The following is a 19,146-nucleotide window of genomic DNA, read 5'->3' as shown; positions in this document are numbered from 1 at the left end:
CCCATGATTGGAAAGCTCACCCTGGGCGCCATCCCGTTCCACGAGCCCATCATCATGGGAACGCTGATGGTGGTGCTCCTTGGCGGGATCGCCCTGCTCGGCGCGATCACCTACTTCGGCAAGTGGCAATACTTGTGGACTGAATGGTTCACATCGGTCGATCACAAGCGCATCGGCGTGATGTACATCATCCTCGCCCTGATCATGCTGGTCCGCGGTTTTGCCGATGCGATCATGATGCGCGCACAGCAGGCCGTCGCGGCGAATGGCGCCGCCGGTTATCTGCCGCCGCATCACTACGATCAAATCTTCACCGCGCATGGCGTGATCATGATCTTCTTCGTGGCCACGCCGCTGATTCTCGGACTGATGAACGTCATCGTCCCGCTGCAGATCGGCGCACGCGACGTGGCGTTTCCGTTTCTCAACCAGTTGAGTTTCTGGCTATCGGTGGTCGGCGCGGTGCTGGTCATGCTGTCGATGTTTGTCGGCGATTTTGCCGCTACGGGTTGGGTTGCCTATCCGCCACTGTCGGAACTGGGCTACAGCCCAACGGTGGGTGTCGACTATTACATCTGGTCACTTCAGGTATCAGGCCTCGGAACGCTTCTCACCGGCGTGAATCTGGTCGTGACGATTCTGCGCATGCGCGCGCCCGGCATGGACCTGATGAAGATGCCGGTGTTCACCTGGACCGCACTGATCACCAACATGCTGATCATCGCCGTCTTCCCGGTACTGACCGCCACGCTGGCCTTGCTTACCGCAGACCGCTACCTCGGCATGCACTTCTTCACCAACGAACTTGGTGGGAACGCGATGATGTACATCAACCTGATCTGGGTCTGGGGCCACCCGGAGGTTTATATCCTCATCCTGCCCTGCTTCGGTGCGTTCTCCGAAATCATTGCCACGTTCTCCGGCAAGCCGCTGTTCGGCTACAAGTCGATGGTCTATGCGACCTCGTCCATCGGAGTCCTGTCGTTCTTCGTGTGGCTACACCACTTCTTTACGATGGGCTCCGGCGCGAACGTCAACGCGTTCTTCGGCATCATGACCTCGATCATTTCGATCCCGACTGGCGTCAAGCTGTTCAATTGGCTTTTCACGATGTATCGGGGGCGCATCCGCTACCACTCATCGACGCTGTGGACGGTCGGCTTCATGGTCACCTTTGCCGTGGGCGGCATGACCGGCGTGTTGTTGGCGGTGCCGGGCGCGGACTTCGTGCTGCATAACAGCCTGTTCCTGGTCGCCCACTTCCACAACGTCATCATTGGCGGTGTGGTTTTTGGTTCCCTCGCCGCGATTACCTTCTGGTTCCCCAAGGTATTCGGCTTCACCCTGAACGAGTTCTGGGGGAAGGTCTCGTTCTGGTGCTGGCAGATCGGCTTCTATCTTGCCTTCATGCCGCTCTATGTACTCGGCTTCGACGGCATGACCCGCCGCATGAATCATTACAGCAATCCGGATTGGCATCCGTGGCTCATCGTTGCCCTCTGCGGCGCGGTGGTGATCGGCGCAGGTATTGTCGCGATGGGAATACAGTTTGCAGTGAGCATCCGCGATCGTCATGCCCATCGCGATATCACGGGCGACCCCTGGAACGGCCGCAGCCTGGAGTGGGCGACGTCGTCGCCGGCACCGCTCTACAACTTCGCCCACATCCCGCAGATTACGTCGCTCGAACAGCATTGGGATGACAAGGTTTCCGGGCGAGCGTACAGCCAACCCGATCAGTACGAGGACATCCATATGCCTCGCAATACGGGCGCAGGCATCATCCTCTCAGGTTTCTCGTTCGCGCTTTGCTTCAGCCTGGTCTGGCATATCTGGCCGTTGGCGGTTGCCTCGCTGATAGGTGCCATCGCCACCTTTATCGTTCGCACCTATGACCGCGACGTGGACTATGTCATCCCGGCCAGCGAAGTCGCCCGCATCGAACGTGACCGATATGTCCGGCTGTGGACCACGGTGTCCTCGCCCGACCTGCGTCCTATCCACTTTGAAAAGGCGGCCTGAGCCATGAGTGCTTCCCTGCCCTACGCCGTGCACGAAACGGCGGGACACGACAACGCATCCATGACCACGGTCGGGTTCTGGATCTATCTCATGAGCGACTGCCTGATCTTCGCGGTGCTCTTCGCGACGTTCGGCGTCCTCGTCCACAGCACGGCGGGAGGCCCTGACGGCAAAGGGTTGTTCGAGCTTCCCTTCGTACTCGGCGAGACCATGTTGCTGCTGGTCAGCAGTTTCACTTTTGGTGCGGGCATGTTGAGCGCCCAGGCCGGTCGCAAGAAGCAGCTCCTGGCATGGCTCGCTGTCACCTTTGTGCTGGGTCTCGCCTTCATTGCCATGGAGCTGCACGAGTTCTCCACGCTCATTCACGAAGGCGCGGGGCCATCCAAGAGCGCGTTCCTGTCGTCCTTCTTCACCTTGGTGGGAACCCATGGCCTGCACGTCACCTGCGGCCTAGCCTGGCTCATCGTGATGGCTCACCAGGTTGTGCGATTCGGTCTTGATGGCATCGCGCTGCGTCGACTGGCGTGCCTTAGCCTGTTCTGGCATTTCCTCGATCTGATCTGGATCTGCGTCTTTACTTTCGTCTATCTGCGAGAGTTTCTATGAAAGCCCCGCTTCCCCACTCCGGCATGGAACATGCCGAGTCGCATGCCCATGGCAACCTGAAGTCATACGTCGTTGGCTTCGTGCTCTCCCTCGTGCTGACGATAGCGTCCTTCGGCACCGTGATGACCGATCTCGTGCCTCACGCCAGTCGACTGGCCACCATCGTCATCCTCTGCGTGGTCCAACTCTTCGTTCAACTGGTGTATTTCCTGCACATGGGCACCGCCAAAAGCCAGCGGCAGAACACGGCCATCTTCGCGTGCACATCCCTATTGATCGTGATCGTCGTGGCCGGGTCGCTTTGGGTCATGCATAACGCCAACGTCAATATGATGCCCATGTCGATGTCCATCCAGAGTGCACTGAAGCATCCATAGGCTTCACTTGCATGACTAGCCCCACCATCGCACCTTCGGATCGTGGGGGTCTTGGCGGCGCCGGCGAAGGACGGCTCGATGTAGACCTTTGGAGTGCTCCGCCGGTACACCGGAGGGGTTTACAATGAAAGAACCAGTGCCGGATCCCGGCTCTGAAGGACTCGCAACACAGCGACTCGCACGCTTCCCACTGATTGGAGGTCGATGATGAATCCCATCTATATCTCGCCCGGCGTACGCACCCCTTTTGTCAAAGCAGGTGGTTCTTTTTCGGGGCATGTCGCGCTTGAGCTTTCCGTTCCGGTGGCCAAGGCCATGGCAGATGTCGCTGCGCCGGACTTCCTCGTGTGGGGTCAGGTTATTCCGGACGTTATGGTGTCGAACATAGGGCGCGAGCTGGTGTTCGAGGCGGGTCTGAATCCCGATACACCCGCGTTTTCCACAGTGCTCGCCTGTTCGACCAGTTTCATGGGTGCGATCGAAGCGGCGGGCATGATCGGTAAAGGTGGAACACATCTCGCCCTGGTCGGTGGCGCGGAGACGATGAGTCACGTACCGCTGGCGCTCAGCACGGCTGCGGCGGATCGCATCGTGGCCGAGTTCGCCAAGAATCCGCGTGGTGCTGCGGAGATGATCGCTGCCACGACGGCGGCGGATTTCCAGTTGCCAGGCCAGGCGTGGGCCAACAAGCAGAGTGGTCGCTCGCAAGGTCAGCACACGGAGGATACCGCCCGGCACTTCGGCATCTCCCGCCAGGCGCAGGACGAACGCGCCCTGCTCAGCCATCGTGCGGCCATCGCGGGCCAGGACGATGGATTCTTCAATGATCTCCTGGTGCCTTTCGCTGGCGTCACTCAGGATGCGATTCCGCGTCGCGATACGTCGCTTGAGCGGCTGTCGACATTGCGGCCTGCGTTCGATCCGGTGGCAGGCACGATCACCGCGGGGAATGCGTCGCCGTTGACCGATGGCGCAGCGGGCGTGTGGGTGGCTGATGCCGAAGGCATGAAGAAACTGGGCCGCGAACCTGCGGTGCGTTTGGTCGATTGGCAAATCGCAGCGATGGATTTCCGCCATAGTGACGAAGGGATTCTGATGGCGCCTGCGCGGGCGATACCACGGTTGCTCTCCCAGCATCGTCTGAGGTTTGCCGACATCGCGTCCTGGAACATTCACGAGGCGTTCGCGGCGCAGGTTCTCGCCAACATTGCTGCAGCGTCGGACCCGGTCTATCGACGTGATAAGGCCGGCGTCGACTTCGACCTGGGTGACTTTGATTGGACACGGGTCAATCCGCATGGCGGATCGCTGTCGATTGGACACCCGTTCGCCGCCACCGGCGCGCGGATATTGAGCCAGGCCGCGAAGGAGTTGCAGGCATGCCCATCGGGTACGTACGGCATCGTGTCGCTATGTGCGGATGGTGGCCAGGGTACGGTGGCCCTGTTGCAACGCGTTTAGTGCTGCACTGAAGGAGCTTGCCCATGTCGTCCCGCAGCTTCGAATTTACCAGTCCGACAGGTTACCTGCTTGCCGGTCGGCTCGAACTTCCCGATGCGCCCGTGCGAGGCTGGGCGCTGATGGCGCACTGCTTCACCTGTGGCAAGAACAACCTGGCGGCCGTTCGCATTGGCCGTGCCCTCGCCCGCGCAGGCATTGGTATGCTGCGTTTCGATTTTGCCGGTCTCGGCGCCAGCGGCGGCGATTTTGCCAGCAGCAGCTTTGCGGCCAACGTGCGCGATCTGGTTGCTGCCAGCCAGGCGATGAGCGATGCCGGCATGGCACCTGCCCTGCTGATCGGGCATAGCCTCGGCGGCGCGGCGGCACTGGCTGCAGCCGGCGACATGCCCAATGTCCGCGCGGTGACGACGGTCGCCGCCCCGTTCGACGTGGCGCACGTGCTGGCACTGTTTGAACCTGCTTCGCTCGCGGCCATCCAGAAGGATGGCGAAGCAGAAGTCTTGCTGGCGGGTCGCCCGTTCCGCGTGAGCAAGGCCTTCATCGACGATCTGTACAAACACGACCAAGCGGGCCGCATCGCGACGCTGGATCGTCCGCTGTTGATCATGCACGCACCGCACGATGACACCGTCAGTGTCGACAACGCCAACCGCATCTTCATGGCGGCGGGTTATCCCAAGAGCCTGGTCTCGCTCGACGGCGCCGATCACCTGTTGTCGCGTCAATCCGATGTGGACTATGCGGCGGCGCTGATCATCAGCTGGTCTTCGCATTACCTGCAACCGGTTCCGGAAACCCGTGCGCACGGACAGGAAGGCGATGTGGTGGCGGAGGAAACCGGCGCGGGGCGCTACCAGGTGGCGATCCATGCCGGCGGCATCCGCTTTCTCGCCGACGAGCCAGTCAGTGCCGGTGGCTTGGGCACCGGTCCGACGCCCTACGACCTTGTTTCCGCCGGACTGGCCGCGTGCACCACGATGACGCTGCGCATGTATGCCGATCACAAGGGCCTGCCAGCGGGCCGCATCTGCACTGCCGTCGGCCACATGCGGCAGAAGGAAGCGGAAATCCCCGACCTGTTCAACCGTACGATTGCCATCGAAGGCCCGTTGGATGAAGCGCAGCGACAGCGACTGCTGGAGATCGCCAATCGCTGCCCGGTTGACCTCACCCTGCTCTCGGGGTCACGTGTCGAAACGACGCTGAGCGATCCACCCGCAGCGGCGGAGCCGGTCGAGGCTCATGCCGACGCGATGGAGCAACTCGTCAGCGGGACTGAATCGGCGCCGTCGGGGTAACCGAGAATCCGGGCAGCCCCCCTACCCTGACAAGCCACTTCACCACTCGACCATCTTCTGTAGGGCCATCGCGTCATTCGGTCAGTCGCGTCAACACCGCGCGGCCATCAGTGCCACGAGCAACCGTGATGTCGTAGTGCTTGCCGCGAAAGCTGATGTGCCGAAGCGTCAGCGATTTCCAGGTCGGCGGCAGGACAGGTGCGTAGGCCGGGTCGAGTCCTTTTTCGTCGATGCGCAAGCCGGTGAGGCCATACACCATGCTTTGCACGAAACCGGCCGACGTGGCGAGGATGTAGCCCGCGTTGTTGGCAACGGTCTCCGTGCGTACGTTGAACGGCGGCTTCAGAAAGCCGACCAGGTTGCGCTGGATCCAGTCGCCGGCGGTCTTCGCGTCGCCCAGTTCGGCAGCGCCGACGGCCAGCATCACCATCATCATCTCGTTCGGATCGTCGCCATGAACCTTCAGCTCGTGAAGTTGAAACGCGAAGTCGTTCTTGCGCACCTGCTCGGACATCGGCAGGTCCAGATTCGGATACATCAGCCAGGCGAGCGATGAGCCCATCCAGGTGATCTTGTCGTGCGGCACCGATGCATCGAAATCGAGATGGCGTTGTTCCTTGTCGTCGAACGGGATGTACATCTTCGCGGCGATAACGGCCCATTGCGGATCGGCTTTTGCACCCACCTTCTGCGCAGCTGCGATCGCGATGGTTAGGGCCTTTTTTGCCGCGGCATTGGTGAACGAGTCGTTCGGCACGTCGTCGTACGCTTCGTCGGGCGACGTGACATGGAGGACCTCGTAACGATCCTTCTCTCTGTTGTAATTGACCCGACTCACCCAGAACTGCGCGACCTCATCGATCACCGGCCAGCCGTATTGCTTGAGCCAGGCGTCGTCGCCGGTGGCGAGGTAGTACTGCCACTGCGCGATCGCGATATCGGCATTGACGTGAATCTCGCGGAATACGCCGTAAGCAAAGTGCGGGGTGTAGTCCTTGCCGGTTTCCGGATCGGCTTCCCACGGAAACATCGCGCCTTTGACGCCGTATTGGATTGCGCGGTCGCGCGCGGGCTGCATCGTGCGGCCGCGGAACATCACGATCGGTTTGGCACGCTCTGGATGCAGCAGGAGCAACGCGGGAAACACCCAGGAGTCGCTGTCCCAGAAGGCGTGGCCTGCGTAGTTCGGCGTCAGCGCACAAGCACCCATTGGCCACGCCGTGCCTACGGTGGTGTTGGACAACAGATAGTAGAGATCCGAATGCACGGCCTGCTGAACTTTCGGATCGCCATCGACGACGATGTCGGACTTCCACAACTCATGCCAGGCCGTCTGATGGCTGGAGAGCAATGCATCGAAACCCGTCTGGCGCGCTTGCTTGGCGATAGCGAGGTCGGCTTTGGCGTCCCCACCCCAGTCCTGTCGGGACGCGGCGATGTACTTGGTGAAGGTGTACGTCTTGCCCTGCTCCACCGTGGCGACCACGTTCAGCGACAGGCGATAAGGGCCCTTCTCCAGTTTGACGTCCTTGACCGCCAAGCCGGGTGGCAGTTCGATCGCAGCGGCTTCGGCCATGCTCAGCCCCTGCTCGGCCTTGCCGTCGAGCCATAGCGTCAGCTCCCTGGCGTCGCCGTCACTGGACACGACGCGAGTGACGCCGTGATACCAGACGGCGGCACGGTCGGGCGTCGGCACCGGCTTGTTGTCGAGATTCTGTCCGCTGGCGATAACTGCGGCGATCATCTCGTCGCCAGTCATCTTGCCGATCGGATAGCGCGGCTGATGCTCTGACCACAGCCGGATGGGAAACGTCAGCTGGATGTCACCGCTGAATTGTGGCGTGATCGAAATCTGTGTCGCCGCGAGATGATTCGCGGCCTGGCTGACGAAGGTGATGACCTTGATGTCGCTCGACTTGTTCGCATACACAAAGCGATAGCTGGTCAACAGCGTGCCGTCATGCATGTTCAGCGTCTGGGTGTAGCCGGTGAAGATGTTTGGGCTCAGACGCGTTGAATTGAGCCAGCCGCCGCCCGGGTTGTAGTCGATCTCGCTCCAGCCGGGAATCGCCGCGGGGCGTGCGATATCGTCCTTGGCATAGTCCATGAGGGCAACCATGTAGCTGGGACTCGGCTCGGTGCCCCTGGGCGAGGTCATCGTCGAGAAATAGCCGTTGGCGAGGTAGCCTGGAAAGTAGGCGTCGAAATTCTGCGACGTCGCCGTAAGCAGGAAGCTGGGATCGGTCGCGCTGGCGGCAGGCGCTGCTACGACTGCTGCAATCAGAAACAGGCCAGCGAGACTCATGTTGCCGAACTTCATGATTGCTCCATCGTTTGATGCCGTGCGTGACCAGTCGTGCATCGGCGGGTGCAGGCACGTCATGCGAATCAGGGAATGGCCGCAGCGTTGCCTACTTCATGGCGAGGCCAATGGTGGCCGGTGTGGCCGCACCCGCTCGATCGGTTTCGCGCTTGAAGAAGAACAGCGTGACCAGCACCAGCGCCATGGGTACCAGCGAAAAATAGAACGCGTGGATACCACCAAAGCCTGCGAAAACCCGCGCGGTGATGTACGAGCCAAGCGTGCCGCCGAGTGCGGAGAACACGACAATCAGGCCGGTCATCGCCGCATGCATCGGCTTGGGTAGCGAGCTGAGCGCCACCGAATTGATCACCGGGTAGATCGGCGCCATCAGCAGGCCGATCAGCGGAATCAGATAGGCCGCTGTCGGTGCATTGAACCAGCCGACATCGGGCCGAGCCACCACGTCCTGTGCCAGCGGCAACACCAAAATCACCAGCGCGCCCATCGCAACTACGCAGACATTGAGCAGCACGTACCACGGCACACGCTTGAGCAGGAAGCCGGCACCGATGCGCCCCAGTGCCGTCATCCCAGCGAGGATGCTGGCGAACTGGATGCTCATGGTGTTCGGCAGTTTCAGGATTTCGTTGTTGAAGGTCGGCAACCAGGTGCCAAAGCTCTGCTCGATCAGCACATAGAGGAAGGCCGATGCGAGGAAGACATAAACCAGCGGCAGCAGGAACAACCTGAGCATTTCTCGCAGTGACCCGATAAAGCTATTCGTCTCCTTCGAATGCGCGGCGCTCTCATCCAGCTTGCTCGTAGCGAGCAGCGCAATGACCGCGGCGCACATCCCGGCCAGCAGCCAGTAAACGTTGAACCACACCGGGTTGGCCGGGTGCGCCGGATCGACGTAGGCGCTGAAGATCCAGTTGCCGGCGAGCACGCCGACCATGAACAAGCCCTCGATCGTATTGGTCAACCGCGAATGCGCGGTTTTGTCAGCGGTGAGCAAACCGATCGAGGAATACACGCCGACCTTGGCCAGCGCAAAGGAAATGCCCACACAGGCGAACAGCAACCGCGTGGTCAGGAAGGTGGGATAGATCGGCATCAGCAAGCAGGCGCAGCCAACGATGGCCAGGGCCAGCATCATCGAGCGTCGATAGCCGAGCAACGGCAGGAACGAGGCGACCACGAACGAGGTGAAAGCGATCGACAAGTCCTTGTAGCGCTCCAGCGAACTGGCTTCGGGTTTGTCGATACCGAAGGTGGCCATCGATTGCAGGATCACCGTGCCGACGCTGTTCAGCAGAATCGCGAAGATCATGTAGATCAACGCCAGCGCGACAATCATGCGAATTCGGTTCATGGACTACCGCTCATCCTGAATCTTTCGGGATCGCCACACAGATGATCATGCGGACAACGCACGGGCGCCGCGCAACAGTCTCTTGCACAAGGCATCGGAATAAAGTGGCAGGCGGGTTGAGGGCCCCGCCTGCCGGGGTGCCACGGGTGAAAAAGTACGACCCGAATCGTCATCATGACGAGTCGGGCCGTGGGTTGCATCTTAGAAGTTGTACTTCACCTGGAAATTGACTTCGCGGCCTTCGATTGAGCGGGCCAGAATCACACCATTGCTGCTGGCAAAGCCGAACAGGCGCGCATTGCCCTCGGTGATACCTGTCTGATCGGTGAGGTTGGTGCCCTGCAGAGTCAGTGACCAGTTCTCGCCGATATTGGCGGCGGCACCGAAGCTGAGGTCGTAATAGTTGCCCAGCGGTTGCTGTTCGATCAGATCGCCATAGCGGTTGCCGACATACTCGTAGGTGATCCAGAACCTCATGCTGCCCCAACTCGTCGGAACATCGTAGGCTGGTGTCAGGCGAGCCTGGAACTTGGGCTGCCGTTGCAACTGCATCCCATTGATGCTCGTGCACTGGTTGCTGCCATCCTGGGCAACGTACTGCACGCAGGTAAGATAGTGCGTGTAGTGACCATCCATGTAGTCGCCGCCCAGCGCGAGCGTAAAGTGCTCGAACGGCTTGATGAGCGTCTGGAAGTTGATGCCCTTGGTGTCCGAATCATAGACGAAGGATTGCTGGCCAGTGTCGGTCGTGATCGTGTACGGCACGCCGTAGAACAGCCGGTGATAGGCGCTGACACTGGCGTAGATCCAGTCTGCCTGATACTTGAAGCCCAGTTCCATGTTGTGGATCTTCTGCACCGGCGTGCTCGGAAGACCACGCAGATCGTCGAAGCCTGGAAAGTGGATGCCGTCGTTCACTCGAACGTACGCGCTCATGTTGTCGTTGAACTCGTAGTTGGCGCCCAAGGTCCACGACGGCGCGGTCTTCGAATACGGCACGGTCGTATAGCTGTTTATGAGGTACGACGAGCCGTTGTTGTACAAGGTGTTTGGGTTGTTATCGAGGTCGCCTGACGCGTTGTTCTGCAGCGTGCCATTGGCCTCCTGATGCTCAATGCGCACACCGGCATCAAACAGCCAACGATCGACTTTCCAGGAATCGGCGAGGAAGAACGCGGTGTTCACCGCGTTCCACGCTTCATGCAGCGCGAACGACGAGCCGCTGGCGAACCCCTGTGGGCTGGTCAACGCATAGCTGTTCGTACCATTGCTCAAATTGACGACGATCGGGTTGGGATTGCTCTGGGCTTGCAGCAGCATGCTGTTGCCGAGATACCAGGTGTCGTGGTCGGAATACACGGCCGTGTAGTTGCCGGCAGTCAGGGTATTGCCGTCGAACAATTCCTTGCTCAGATGAATTTCGTTGCTGGCCGAGCTGATTTCCTTGTGGACGTACCAGAGGCCTTGGGTATTGACGTTCTCGTTCATGTTTGCCGCGCCGCCATTCGTATAGTTGGCGGTGGCAACCAGACCGGCGGGAAGACCATCGGCCGTTTCTGCGCCTGAGATATAGCTCGCCAGCGTGGACGGATTCGCCCCGGTGCTGAAGAACGATATCGTGTTCATCTGGCCGCCAGTGAAATTGAACTTGTCCGATAGCGACCAGCCGCCGCCGAAGTCCAGATCCAGATTTCCACCGGCCATGTGCAGATCGGCGCCGCGACCTTTGGCCAGGTCGACAGGAAAGCCGCCCGGCGTACAGCCCGCCGTGTTGCACGGGGTGGTCTGGATGGTTTCGTATCGATCCGCTTTGCTGCCGAAGGTGCCTGTCAGAGGGCTGAAGCCTGGGTAGTTCGAGAAGCTGCCCGAGCTTGGGTTGAGAATCGGCGTATCGGTAACGAACTGGTTGTGGTCCTTGAGGTCACGCGCGTAGAACATGATCGTGCCGTTGTCGAAATCATGCGACAACGTTGCGGTCAGTGAGCCACCATCGTCAGCGGTGAACTGCGGATCACGCACGCCATCGGATTTGCGCCAGAAGCCACCGATGCTGCCGAACCATCCATCGGCAATCTTGAAGCCGAAAAAGCCATCCAGACGCTCCATGCCCTCCGAGCCATAGGTCAGGCCGATATCGCCCGATGGCACGCCCGTGCCTTGCTTGAGAATGAAGTTCGCAGTCAGGCCAGGCTGGCCGCTGCCATACAGCACCGAGGGTCCGCCTTGCACGGCTTCGAGGCGCTCGATGGTGTCATCCAGGCGGAACATCGAGGAGTTGTCCATGAACGACAGCGTCGACATCGGATAGAGCGGCGAACCATTGAGCTGGAACGACACATACGGAGCATCACCGCCGCCCGGGAAGCCGGCAACTTCGATATTCGCGCCGGTCTGACCGCCCGAGGACTCTGGATAGACGCCCGGTGATATTTTCAGGAGATCAGCCGCGCTTTTGGGATTCGCCTCCTTGATCTGCTGGAGCGTAGCGGTCGTGATCGAGTAGCTCGCGTCGATCTTCTTCAGTCCGCCGTTGGCTGTGCCGGTGACGACCACCTGCTGCAGCGTTTGCACGTTCTTCGCGTCGGCGGCCTGCTGCGTATTTTTTGGTGTTGTTGTTGCCGGCGCTGGTGTTGTCGTTGTGGTGCCTTGCGGTTGAGCGTTGTCCTGCGCCATCACCGTACCGGACACGAGAATGCCGGCTATCGCGGCTGAGAGTGCCAGTCGGTTCAAGTTCTTATTGGTGCTCATTCAGTAGCTCCCCATCAAATTCGATTTTTTATCGCGGCATGTCGACAGACATGTCCGCGCCAGTTCACCCTTCAAATTTTTGCAAGACTGCCGAAGTCAAATTTCGCGACGCTCGGCAACACCACATCTGCCCCGGCCAGTGCTTGCGCATGACCGATCCCAATTGCCACCATCCCCGCGGCATGAATGCTGGCAATGCCAGCGGCGGCGTCTTCCACACCGAGACACTCGCCAGGCGCCACGCCAAGAGCGCTTGCGGCGGCAAGAAAAATCTCGGGATCAGGCTTGGAGCGACTGATCAGATTTGCGTCGACGACACAGTCGAATAGCTCGGCGATGCCGAGTCGTTGCAGCAACAATGGGGCGTTACGACTCGCCGAAGCCAGTCCGATCTTGAGTCCGGCTTGGCGCACCGACTCGATCGCGGCGCGCGCACCGGGCAGCAGATTCTGTGGCCCCAGGCGCTCGACCTGTTGCCGGTAGTAGTCATTTTTTCGTGCGGCCAATGCCTCTTTTTCGACTTCCGTGTATTGCCGATCCGCCCCCTCAAGGAGAATGTCCAGCGAGCCACGGCGATCGACCCCTTTCAGTCGCTCGCCGATGCTGTCATCGAATGGCACTCCGATCTCGCCCGCCAACTTTTGCCACGCCGCGTGATGCACCACGGCGGTGTCGGCGATTACTCCGTCCAGATCGAAGATCACTGCCTTGAACGGACGCGACAGTGGATTCCTGCTGACCGGAGGGCTGCCGTGCTGCAGGCGCAGTGACTGGCCTGCGTGCACTTGTTGTGGTTGGCCGTCATGTAGAAATGTCATAGCCATGCCATCGGTCAACGTGTAGAGCACACCGTCGCCATCGACATCCACTCGCAGATGCGCATCGCGCCAGCGCAACCCGAAGCGGTAGCTTTTCCATGCACTGGGTAGTTGCGGTGCCAGCGCGGGTTGACCGTCGCGCACGCGCAGGCCGCCGAAACCCCAGGTCAGCGCCAGCCAGCTGCCGGCCATCGCCGCCATGTGCACACCGTGCGCCGCGTTGCCGTGCAGGTCATCGAGGTCGACCCGCAAGGTCTCAAGAAAATACTGATAAGCCTTGTCGGCCTGCCCTGTCTCCGCCGCTATGACCGCGAAAGTCGATGCCGACAACGTGGAGTCGTGGGCCGTGACACTCTCGTAGTAGTCGAAATTTCGTCGCTTGGCATCGTTGTCGACTTGCTCGCCGGCCAGCATCAGGGCCAGCAACACGTCGGCCTGCTTGCACACTTGATGGCGGTAGATGCTCAACGGGTGCAGCTGCAACAGCAGCGGTTGCTTGTTTTGTGTGTCGATGAAATGGGCAGGCAAGCGCGGCTTGTCGAGAAAGCCGTCGTCCTGAGGAAAGATGCCGAGCCTGGCATCGACTGGCAGATACATCGCCTGTGCCGCCAGCAGCCACTGAGTTGCCTCATCCGACTGCAGCTCGATGCGCGCGGCGAGCGCGGCATATTTATCCGGATGCGTGGTGACCATCCAGTCGGCGACGGCGGCGGCTTCGCGCAGATGTCGCTGCGCCATGCGATTGGTGTAATGGTTGTTGTCGACCAGGGCGGAGTACTCGTCCGGACCCGTCACTTCGTGAATACAGAAAGCGCCATCGCGACGCGGATTGAAATGGCCGACGTCGAACCAAATACGCGCTGTCTCGAACAGGATTTCCGCGCCATGCGACAGCAGGTACTGTTCGTCACCGCTCGCATCAACATACAAACGGATCGCCCAGGCAATGGCTGCATTGATGTGGTATTGCGCCGAGCCGCTGGGAAAATAGGCCGAGCATTCATCGCCACTGATCGTGCGCCATGGGTACAGAGCGCCACGCGGATGATTCATTTCTCGCGCATGCAGGCGCGCACGGTCCAGTGTGCGGTAACGATAGTCGAGCATGCTGCGCGCAAGTTCCGGCGCCAACCCCACCATCGCCGGCAGCATGAACGCCTCGGCATCCCAGAAGTAATGCCCTTCATAGCCTTCGCCGGTCAGCCCTTTGGCAGCGACACTGCCGCTATCGTCGCGGCTGATCGATTGATAGACGTGGAACAGATTCAAGCGCAACGCCAGTTCGGTTTCCGCGTCGCCGGTGATGGCCAAGTCGGTGTCGCGCCAGAAACATTCCAGAGTGCGCGTCTGCTGCTGCGCCAAACTGTCGTACCCAGCCGATACGGCCTGTTGCAACGTGGCATCGACGTTCGCCAACAGCGTCGTGTTCAGTTCGCTGCCGGCGGGCTGCGACCAGGCGTAAGCGACATATTTTTCGAGGATGATTTCCGTGCCGGGCGACAGCTGGCCGACATAGGTCTGTGAGACCCCACATGCCCCAAACTTGGCATCACGAAAATTCAGCCCGCCCTCGGTCAGCGCATGCCGTTGCCCGCAGACCACGCGAATGCCGCTGTGGGTCGTCTGCTGACGGATCCACGCAAGGTTTTCTTCGGCGACGGCATCGCGGGTCTGCAAGCCGCCGCTCACGCGCGTACCCATGCGGGGATCGGCACCCTGCTCCACGGCATCGCGGGCAGTGTCGATGGCGGATTCAAGAATCAGCGGGCCGGTGTAGTCGATCGAGCGCACCACATAGCGAATCGCCAGTAACCCGGGCGTGTCCAACGCCACGATTCTTTCCGCCTTGATCTCCAGCGTGACGCCGGACGGTGCGCGCCAGCGCAGTGAGCGCCGCAGGCAGCCATGGCGAAGATCGAGCCCGCGCGAAAAATCCAGCCATTCGCCCTGCTCGAGGTTTACCGGGGTTTCACCCAGGGACAGTTGGATGCGGGTGCCATCCGCCACGGGGATGCGGGTGTCCGTGCTCTTTGCAAAGCCGGAAAAGCGCTCGTGGTATTCGATGGCTGTGCGTTCCCAGACGCCCGACAGAAAGCAGCCCTGGGTCGCGCTGCCCGCTTCTTCGATGCCGCCACGTACGCCTAGCGTCCCATTGGCCAAGGCGAAAAGGCTTTCATCCTGAGCGGAATCGGCGCTCTCGCGACCGCAGCGAACCAGCAGCCATGGGTCAACAGACTTCCCCGAAATCCCTTTCGGTGCCGTCGTGGATGTCAACACCGTATCTCGATCGCTCACTGCTTTTCGTGGCCTTCGTGTTGGGGATTTGGGCTCGACCTGGATGCGGCGGTCGGGCAAGCGGGAGGGAGCATCGCAGTAAATGATATCGATATCAAGATATCGATATCATTTACTGCGATGCAGCATTATCCTTGTGTGATGCGGCCTGCATGACGAGGGATCGATCTGGGTCAACACGACACGGAACGTTGCCAAACGGGCCACTAAGCGATTTTCCCGTTGCCGCCTGAGTTGGGAATCGCCACACTGCTCACACGCTTTTCATCGTGCTGTTCGCACACGCTCGTGGCGCATGCCGCGCCACATCGCCAGCCCCCGAGGTCTGCCTTGAGTCGGACAAGCAAGAACGGAAAGTCAGGGGATCTGCACTCATCAAACCTGACCATGGCTGATCTGGCTGAGCTGGCAGGGCTATCGAAGATCACGGTTTCAAGGGCGCTAAGCGACAGCCCGCTGGTCAATCCGGAAACTCGCGAAAGGATCCAGGCACTGGCACACGAGCATGGCTACAAGCTCAACGTCAGTGCACGCAATCTGCGTCTTCGCCGCAGCCACACGGTCGCGGTCATCGTGGAAATGAAGCCCTCCACCGATCGCACCATGTTCGACCCCTACCCGCTTGTGCTGCTCGGCGGTATCTCGCAGGAATTGACTGCGGCGGGCTACAGCGTATTGCTGACCACGCGGCAAGGCGCCAATGGAGCGGCCGTGCAAGCCGCCGATGGACTGATCCTGCTTGGCCAGGGCGTACACCAGGACGCGGTGCACCGGTTCGACAAGCTGGGCCTGCCGATGGTCGTGTGGGGTGCGTACTCGGAGGGTGACTCCCACGTCGTTGTCGGCAGCGACAATCGGCTTGGCGGCGCCTTGGTGGCCGATCATTTTGTCGCGCTGGGCCGTCGCCATCCGGTCTTCATCGGCAACCCGAGTCATCCCGAAATTTTTGAACGACTGAACGGGTTCGTCGACGCCTTGGCTGTGCATGGCATCAAGCCCTTGTTGATGCGTCGCGACGAGTTCACGCCGGACTCCGGCATGGACGCCGTGCATTCACTGCAGGCGCGCAAGGTCAGCTTCGATGCCATCTTCGCGTGTAGCGACTTGCTGGCGATGGGCGCCATCCGCGCGACACTGGAACTGGGTCGCTCCGTACCAGGGGATGTTTCGGTGGTCGGGTATGACGACATGCCGCTTGGCGCCAGTTTCCTGCCACCACTCAGTTCGGTGCGGCAGGATTGGCAGGAGGGTGGCATCTTGCTGGCGCGCAAGGTGCTGGCGTTGATCCACCACGAACAGGCAGCATCGGAAACGTTGCCGGTCACTTTGGTCGTGCGATCGACTTAGTTTGCTGGAGCCGGTTAGGTCGCCCTCTGTGAAATGGAGTATTCGTAGGCCTCGCGCAAATATGGCTTCATGATTTCCAGTTCCTCCATCGTGTGAAGCTTGACCACATGGCTCACCTGCCTCCGATCCCCACCGACCTTGATGAATAGCGGGTTTTTCGCCTCGCGCGAAAGATGGATCGCGAGCCGCAGGGCGTCCGACATGATCGTCAAGTCCGCAAAGATGCGATGGCTACGAAGCAACACGTATCGCTCGCGCGTCACGAATTCCACCGGGCCGAGCGATTTTGCGAACGTCTCCAACGCCGCATAAAGCTCGACAAGTTCTGGCCGTCTATTCCGCAGCACCTCGGCACGGTCGCCTGTACCGCAAGCGTGACGCTGGTTCTTTCGCGTGAATTGGCGCTTGCACGTTGGACATGCCCACATAGGCCTGAATACCCCAGGAAACAGACACACAGGTCCGTTTATACCTTGGTGCGCATCAGAGTCCAGGCCCTCTTGGAAGCGCCGGTCACCAACCCGGAGCCCGTCGATGCTTGCGGGGCAACAGCCCAGGGGCCGAGCACCAAAACCCAGGGCGCCCTCGATCTGGGATGGCCGTCTTATTTTCTTCGAAAAACTGTCCCGAAAGCTTCACACCCGAATGGTTCAATTCGGTTCGAACCGTGAGCTTCTGCTAGCTCTAGCTTCCGGCGACCGTAGGGGGAATCCGTTGAATTAGGCCCGGCATCGGGCCTATGTCATAGACGCACGTCAGGAGTCTTCATATGCTTCGAAAGGCACTGCTACCCGTTTCGATCGCTGCCATGGCATTCGTAGTCGCAGCCTATGCCCAGGTCGGCCCACTTCCAGATCAAAATTCCCCGTTCGGGGAAAATCATCGCGGGCCGGGGCCCGTGATATCTCCACAGGATGCTGTCCCGACCGCGACGCCGATCAAGCATCTGGTCGTGATCTTCGACGAGAACCGCTCGTTCGATCACTACTTCGGCACCTATCCGGTTGCCGCCAATCCGCCTGGTGAACCCGTGTTCAGGGCTTCGCCATGGACGCCCCGTGTCGATGGGCTCACACGAGCTTTGCTGACTCAGAACCCGAACAAGCTCAACCCGGTCAACGGCGTCAATGCCGTCAACCCGTTCCGGCTGGACCGCACCCAGGCCAACACGGAAGGTCAGAATCATTCCTATACCCCCGAGCAGCTGGCCTACGATAACGGCGCGGCAGACCGCTTCCCTGCCTTCACCGGCAACAACACCGTCAGCAGCACCGGCGCCTTTGGCACCCATGGCCTGGTCATGGGCTATTTCGACGGCAACACGGTAACGGCGATGTGGAACTACGCGCAGCATTTCGCGATGGACGACAACGCCTATACCGACACTTACGGCCCTTCGACGCCAGGTGCAGTGGAGGTTGTATCCGGCACCAACAACGGCGCCAGCGTGGTGCTTGGCACGGCATCGACCATTCCCGATGGCCACGGCGGCCTGACCCTGATCGGCGACACCGACCCGGCCCACGATGCATGTTCTTCGACTTCCAACACGGTCGAAATGACGTCAAAGAACATTGGCGATCTGCTGAATGACCGGCACCTGACCTGGGGCGGATTCATGGGTGGTTTCGACCTCGCTGCCGTCAACGCCAATGGAACGACGGGCTGCAAGCGAAGCACCTTCTCAAATGTCCTGAATGCAAGCCCGACCGACTACACGCCGCATCACAATTGGTTCCAGTACTACGCCTCCACGGCGAATCCGACCCACGTGCGGCCCACGTCAGTCAATGAGATCGGCTACACCGACGACCTGGACAGCACCTCGACACCTGTCCACCACGAATACGACGTGAATGATTTCTTCGACGCGGTGACAGCGGGCAACTTCCCCTCGGTCAGCTATCTGAAGCCGCCCGCGGTGAATGACGCGCATCCGGGAAATTCGGATCCGCTGGACGAGCAGGCCTTCATCGTCAAGGTCGTCAATTTCCTGGAGCAGCAGCCGGACTGGAAGAACACGGCGGTCATCATCACGTATGACGACTCCGACGGCTGGTACGACCACCGCTATGCCTCACCCACCACGGCCTCGTTCGACTCAAGCACGGCCGAGGGATCAGTGATCGGCGCCGATCAGCTCAATGGCACCGGGCTATGCAAAGGGCCGGGGTCCAAGCCCGGCGTGGGCGTAAACGGCGGTACAGTCAATGGCCGCTGTGGGCCCGGAACCCGAGTCCCGTTTCTGGTCATATCGCCCTATGCGCGCACCAACTACGTCGCCAACAACCGCCTCACCCAGTCCTCGGTCGTGCGATTCATCGAAGATAACTGGCTCCATGCGGAGCGGATCGGACAAGGTTCGAACGATGCCGAGGCCGGCAGCATCATGGACATGTTCGACTTCAACCACGGTCGATTCTATCCGACGCCGGCGCTCTATCTTGATCCCAACCTTGGCACACCGGTCGACAAGCCTGCGCATTCCTGATCTCAG

The 19,146-nt window shown here is 60.4% G+C and carries 12 protein-coding genes; 7 read left to right on the top strand and 5 right to left on the bottom strand.

Translation table 11 applies throughout. The features are described from left to right. Positions 1–3 precede the first annotated feature (3 nt). The 5 genes from cyoB to HDE77_RS14135 all read left to right on the top strand — a co-directional run bounded on the left by cyoB (position 4) and on the right by HDE77_RS14135 (position 5,764). Positions 4–2,022 (top strand): cytochrome o ubiquinol oxidase subunit I, encoded by a 2,019-nt coding sequence (cyoB, locus tag HDE77_RS14155; protein ID WP_184418200.1) that lies wholly within the window; start codon positions 4–6, stop codon positions 2,020–2,022. A gap of 60 nt (positions 2,023–2,082) precedes the next feature. Continuing rightward, positions 2,083–2,628 (top strand): cytochrome o ubiquinol oxidase subunit III, encoded by a 546-nt coding sequence (cyoC, locus tag HDE77_RS14150; RefSeq protein WP_255482729.1) that lies wholly within the window; start codon positions 2,083–2,085, stop codon positions 2,626–2,628. Next, a complete protein-coding gene (gene cyoD, locus HDE77_RS14145) occupies positions 2,625–3,005 on the top strand; it encodes a cytochrome o ubiquinol oxidase subunit IV (RefSeq protein ID WP_184418196.1) in 381 nt (126 codons plus the stop codon). Before cyoC ends, cyoD begins: the two co-directional genes overlap by 4 nt. Positions 3,006–3,212: 207 nt before the next feature. Continuing rightward, the gene (locus tag HDE77_RS14140) at positions 3,213–4,466 is read left to right on the top strand and encodes an acetyl-CoA C-acyltransferase (protein ID WP_184418194.1); all 1,254 of its coding nucleotides are present in this window, start codon (positions 3,213–3,215) and stop codon (positions 4,464–4,466) included. Between the two features lie 23 nt (positions 4,467–4,489). Further along, the gene (locus HDE77_RS14135) at positions 4,490–5,764 is read left to right on the top strand and encodes a bifunctional alpha/beta hydrolase/OsmC family protein (protein ID WP_184418193.1); all 1,275 of its coding nucleotides are present in this window, start codon (positions 4,490–4,492) and stop codon (positions 5,762–5,764) included. 73 nt (positions 5,765–5,837) lie between these two features. Here HDE77_RS14135 and HDE77_RS14130 read toward each other — a convergent pair whose 3' ends face one another. The 4 genes from HDE77_RS14130 to pgmB all read right to left on the bottom strand — a co-directional run bounded on the left by HDE77_RS14130 (position 5,838) and on the right by pgmB (position 15,302). Then, positions 5,838–8,084, bottom strand: coding sequence for a glycoside hydrolase family 65 protein (locus HDE77_RS14130; RefSeq protein WP_184418191.1), 2,247 nt, complete (start codon positions 8,082–8,084; stop codon positions 5,838–5,840). A 91-nt stretch (positions 8,085–8,175) separates the two neighbouring features. Continuing rightward, positions 8,176–9,441 (bottom strand): MFS transporter, encoded by a 1,266-nt coding sequence (locus HDE77_RS14125; protein ID WP_255482725.1) that lies wholly within the window; start codon positions 9,439–9,441, stop codon positions 8,176–8,178. A 201-nt stretch (positions 9,442–9,642) separates the two neighbouring features. Continuing rightward, positions 9,643–12,189: a TonB-dependent receptor gene (locus HDE77_RS14120; protein ID WP_184418189.1), complete on the bottom strand. Its 2,547-nt coding sequence runs from the start codon at positions 12,187–12,189 to the stop codon at positions 9,643–9,645. A 71-nt stretch (positions 12,190–12,260) separates the two neighbouring features. Next, a complete protein-coding gene (gene pgmB, locus HDE77_RS14115) occupies positions 12,261–15,302 on the bottom strand; it encodes a beta-phosphoglucomutase (RefSeq protein WP_343206119.1) in 3,042 nt (1,013 codons plus the stop codon). Positions 15,303–15,689: 387 nt separating this feature from the next. Between pgmB and HDE77_RS14110 the strand changes: the two genes are divergently transcribed. After that, entirely contained in the window at positions 15,690–16,649 is a 960-nt protein-coding gene (locus HDE77_RS14110) for a LacI family DNA-binding transcriptional regulator (protein WP_184418187.1), read from the top strand. Between the two features lie 14 nt (positions 16,650–16,663). Here the strand turns inward: HDE77_RS14110 and HDE77_RS14105 are convergent, their stop codons facing one another. Next, a complete protein-coding gene (locus HDE77_RS14105; RefSeq protein WP_221444289.1) occupies positions 16,664–17,077 on the bottom strand; it encodes a DUF5655 domain-containing protein in 414 nt (137 codons plus the stop codon). A gap of 470 nt (positions 17,078–17,547) precedes the next feature. Here HDE77_RS14105 and HDE77_RS14100 point away from each other — a divergent pair, with 470 nt between their 5' ends. Next, positions 17,548–19,140: an alkaline phosphatase family protein gene (locus tag HDE77_RS14100; RefSeq protein WP_343206118.1), complete on the top strand. Its 1,593-nt coding sequence runs from the start codon at positions 17,548–17,550 to the stop codon at positions 19,138–19,140. Positions 19,141–19,146 lie beyond the last annotated feature (6 nt).

The organism is Rhodanobacter sp. MP7CTX1 (genome assembly GCF_014205795.1).
Taxonomy (GTDB): Bacteria; Pseudomonadota; Gammaproteobacteria; order Xanthomonadales; family Rhodanobacteraceae; genus Rhodanobacter.
This window is presented reverse-complemented; position numbering and strand designations above follow the sequence as displayed.

Coding starts and splice junctions, on each gene's coding strand:
- cyoB (WP_184418200.1), top strand. CDS start 4: ATGATTGGAAAGCTCACCCTGGGCGCCATCCCGTTCCACGAGCCCATC.
- cyoC (WP_255482729.1), top strand. CDS start 2,083: ATGACCACGGTCGGGTTCTGGATCTATCTCATGAGCGACTGCCTGATC.
- cyoD (WP_184418196.1), top strand. CDS start 2,625: ATGAAAGCCCCGCTTCCCCACTCCGGCATGGAACATGCCGAGTCGCAT.
- HDE77_RS14140 (WP_184418194.1), top strand. CDS start 3,213: ATGAATCCCATCTATATCTCGCCCGGCGTACGCACCCCTTTTGTCAAA.
- HDE77_RS14135 (WP_184418193.1), top strand. CDS start 4,490: ATGTCGTCCCGCAGCTTCGAATTTACCAGTCCGACAGGTTACCTGCTT.
- HDE77_RS14130 (WP_184418191.1), bottom strand. CDS start 8,084: ATGAAGTTCGGCAACATGAGTCTCGCTGGCCTGTTTCTGATTGCAGCA.
- HDE77_RS14125 (WP_255482725.1), bottom strand. CDS start 9,441: ATGAACCGAATTCGCATGATTGTCGCGCTGGCGTTGATCTACATGATC.
- HDE77_RS14120 (WP_184418189.1), bottom strand. CDS start 12,189: ATGAGCACCAATAAGAACTTGAACCGACTGGCACTCTCAGCCGCGATA.
- HDE77_RS14110 (WP_184418187.1), top strand. CDS start 15,690: ATGGCTGATCTGGCTGAGCTGGCAGGGCTATCGAAGATCACGGTTTCA.
- HDE77_RS14105 (WP_221444289.1), bottom strand. CDS start 17,077: ATGTGGGCATGTCCAACGTGCAAGCGCCAATTCACGCGAAAGAACCAG.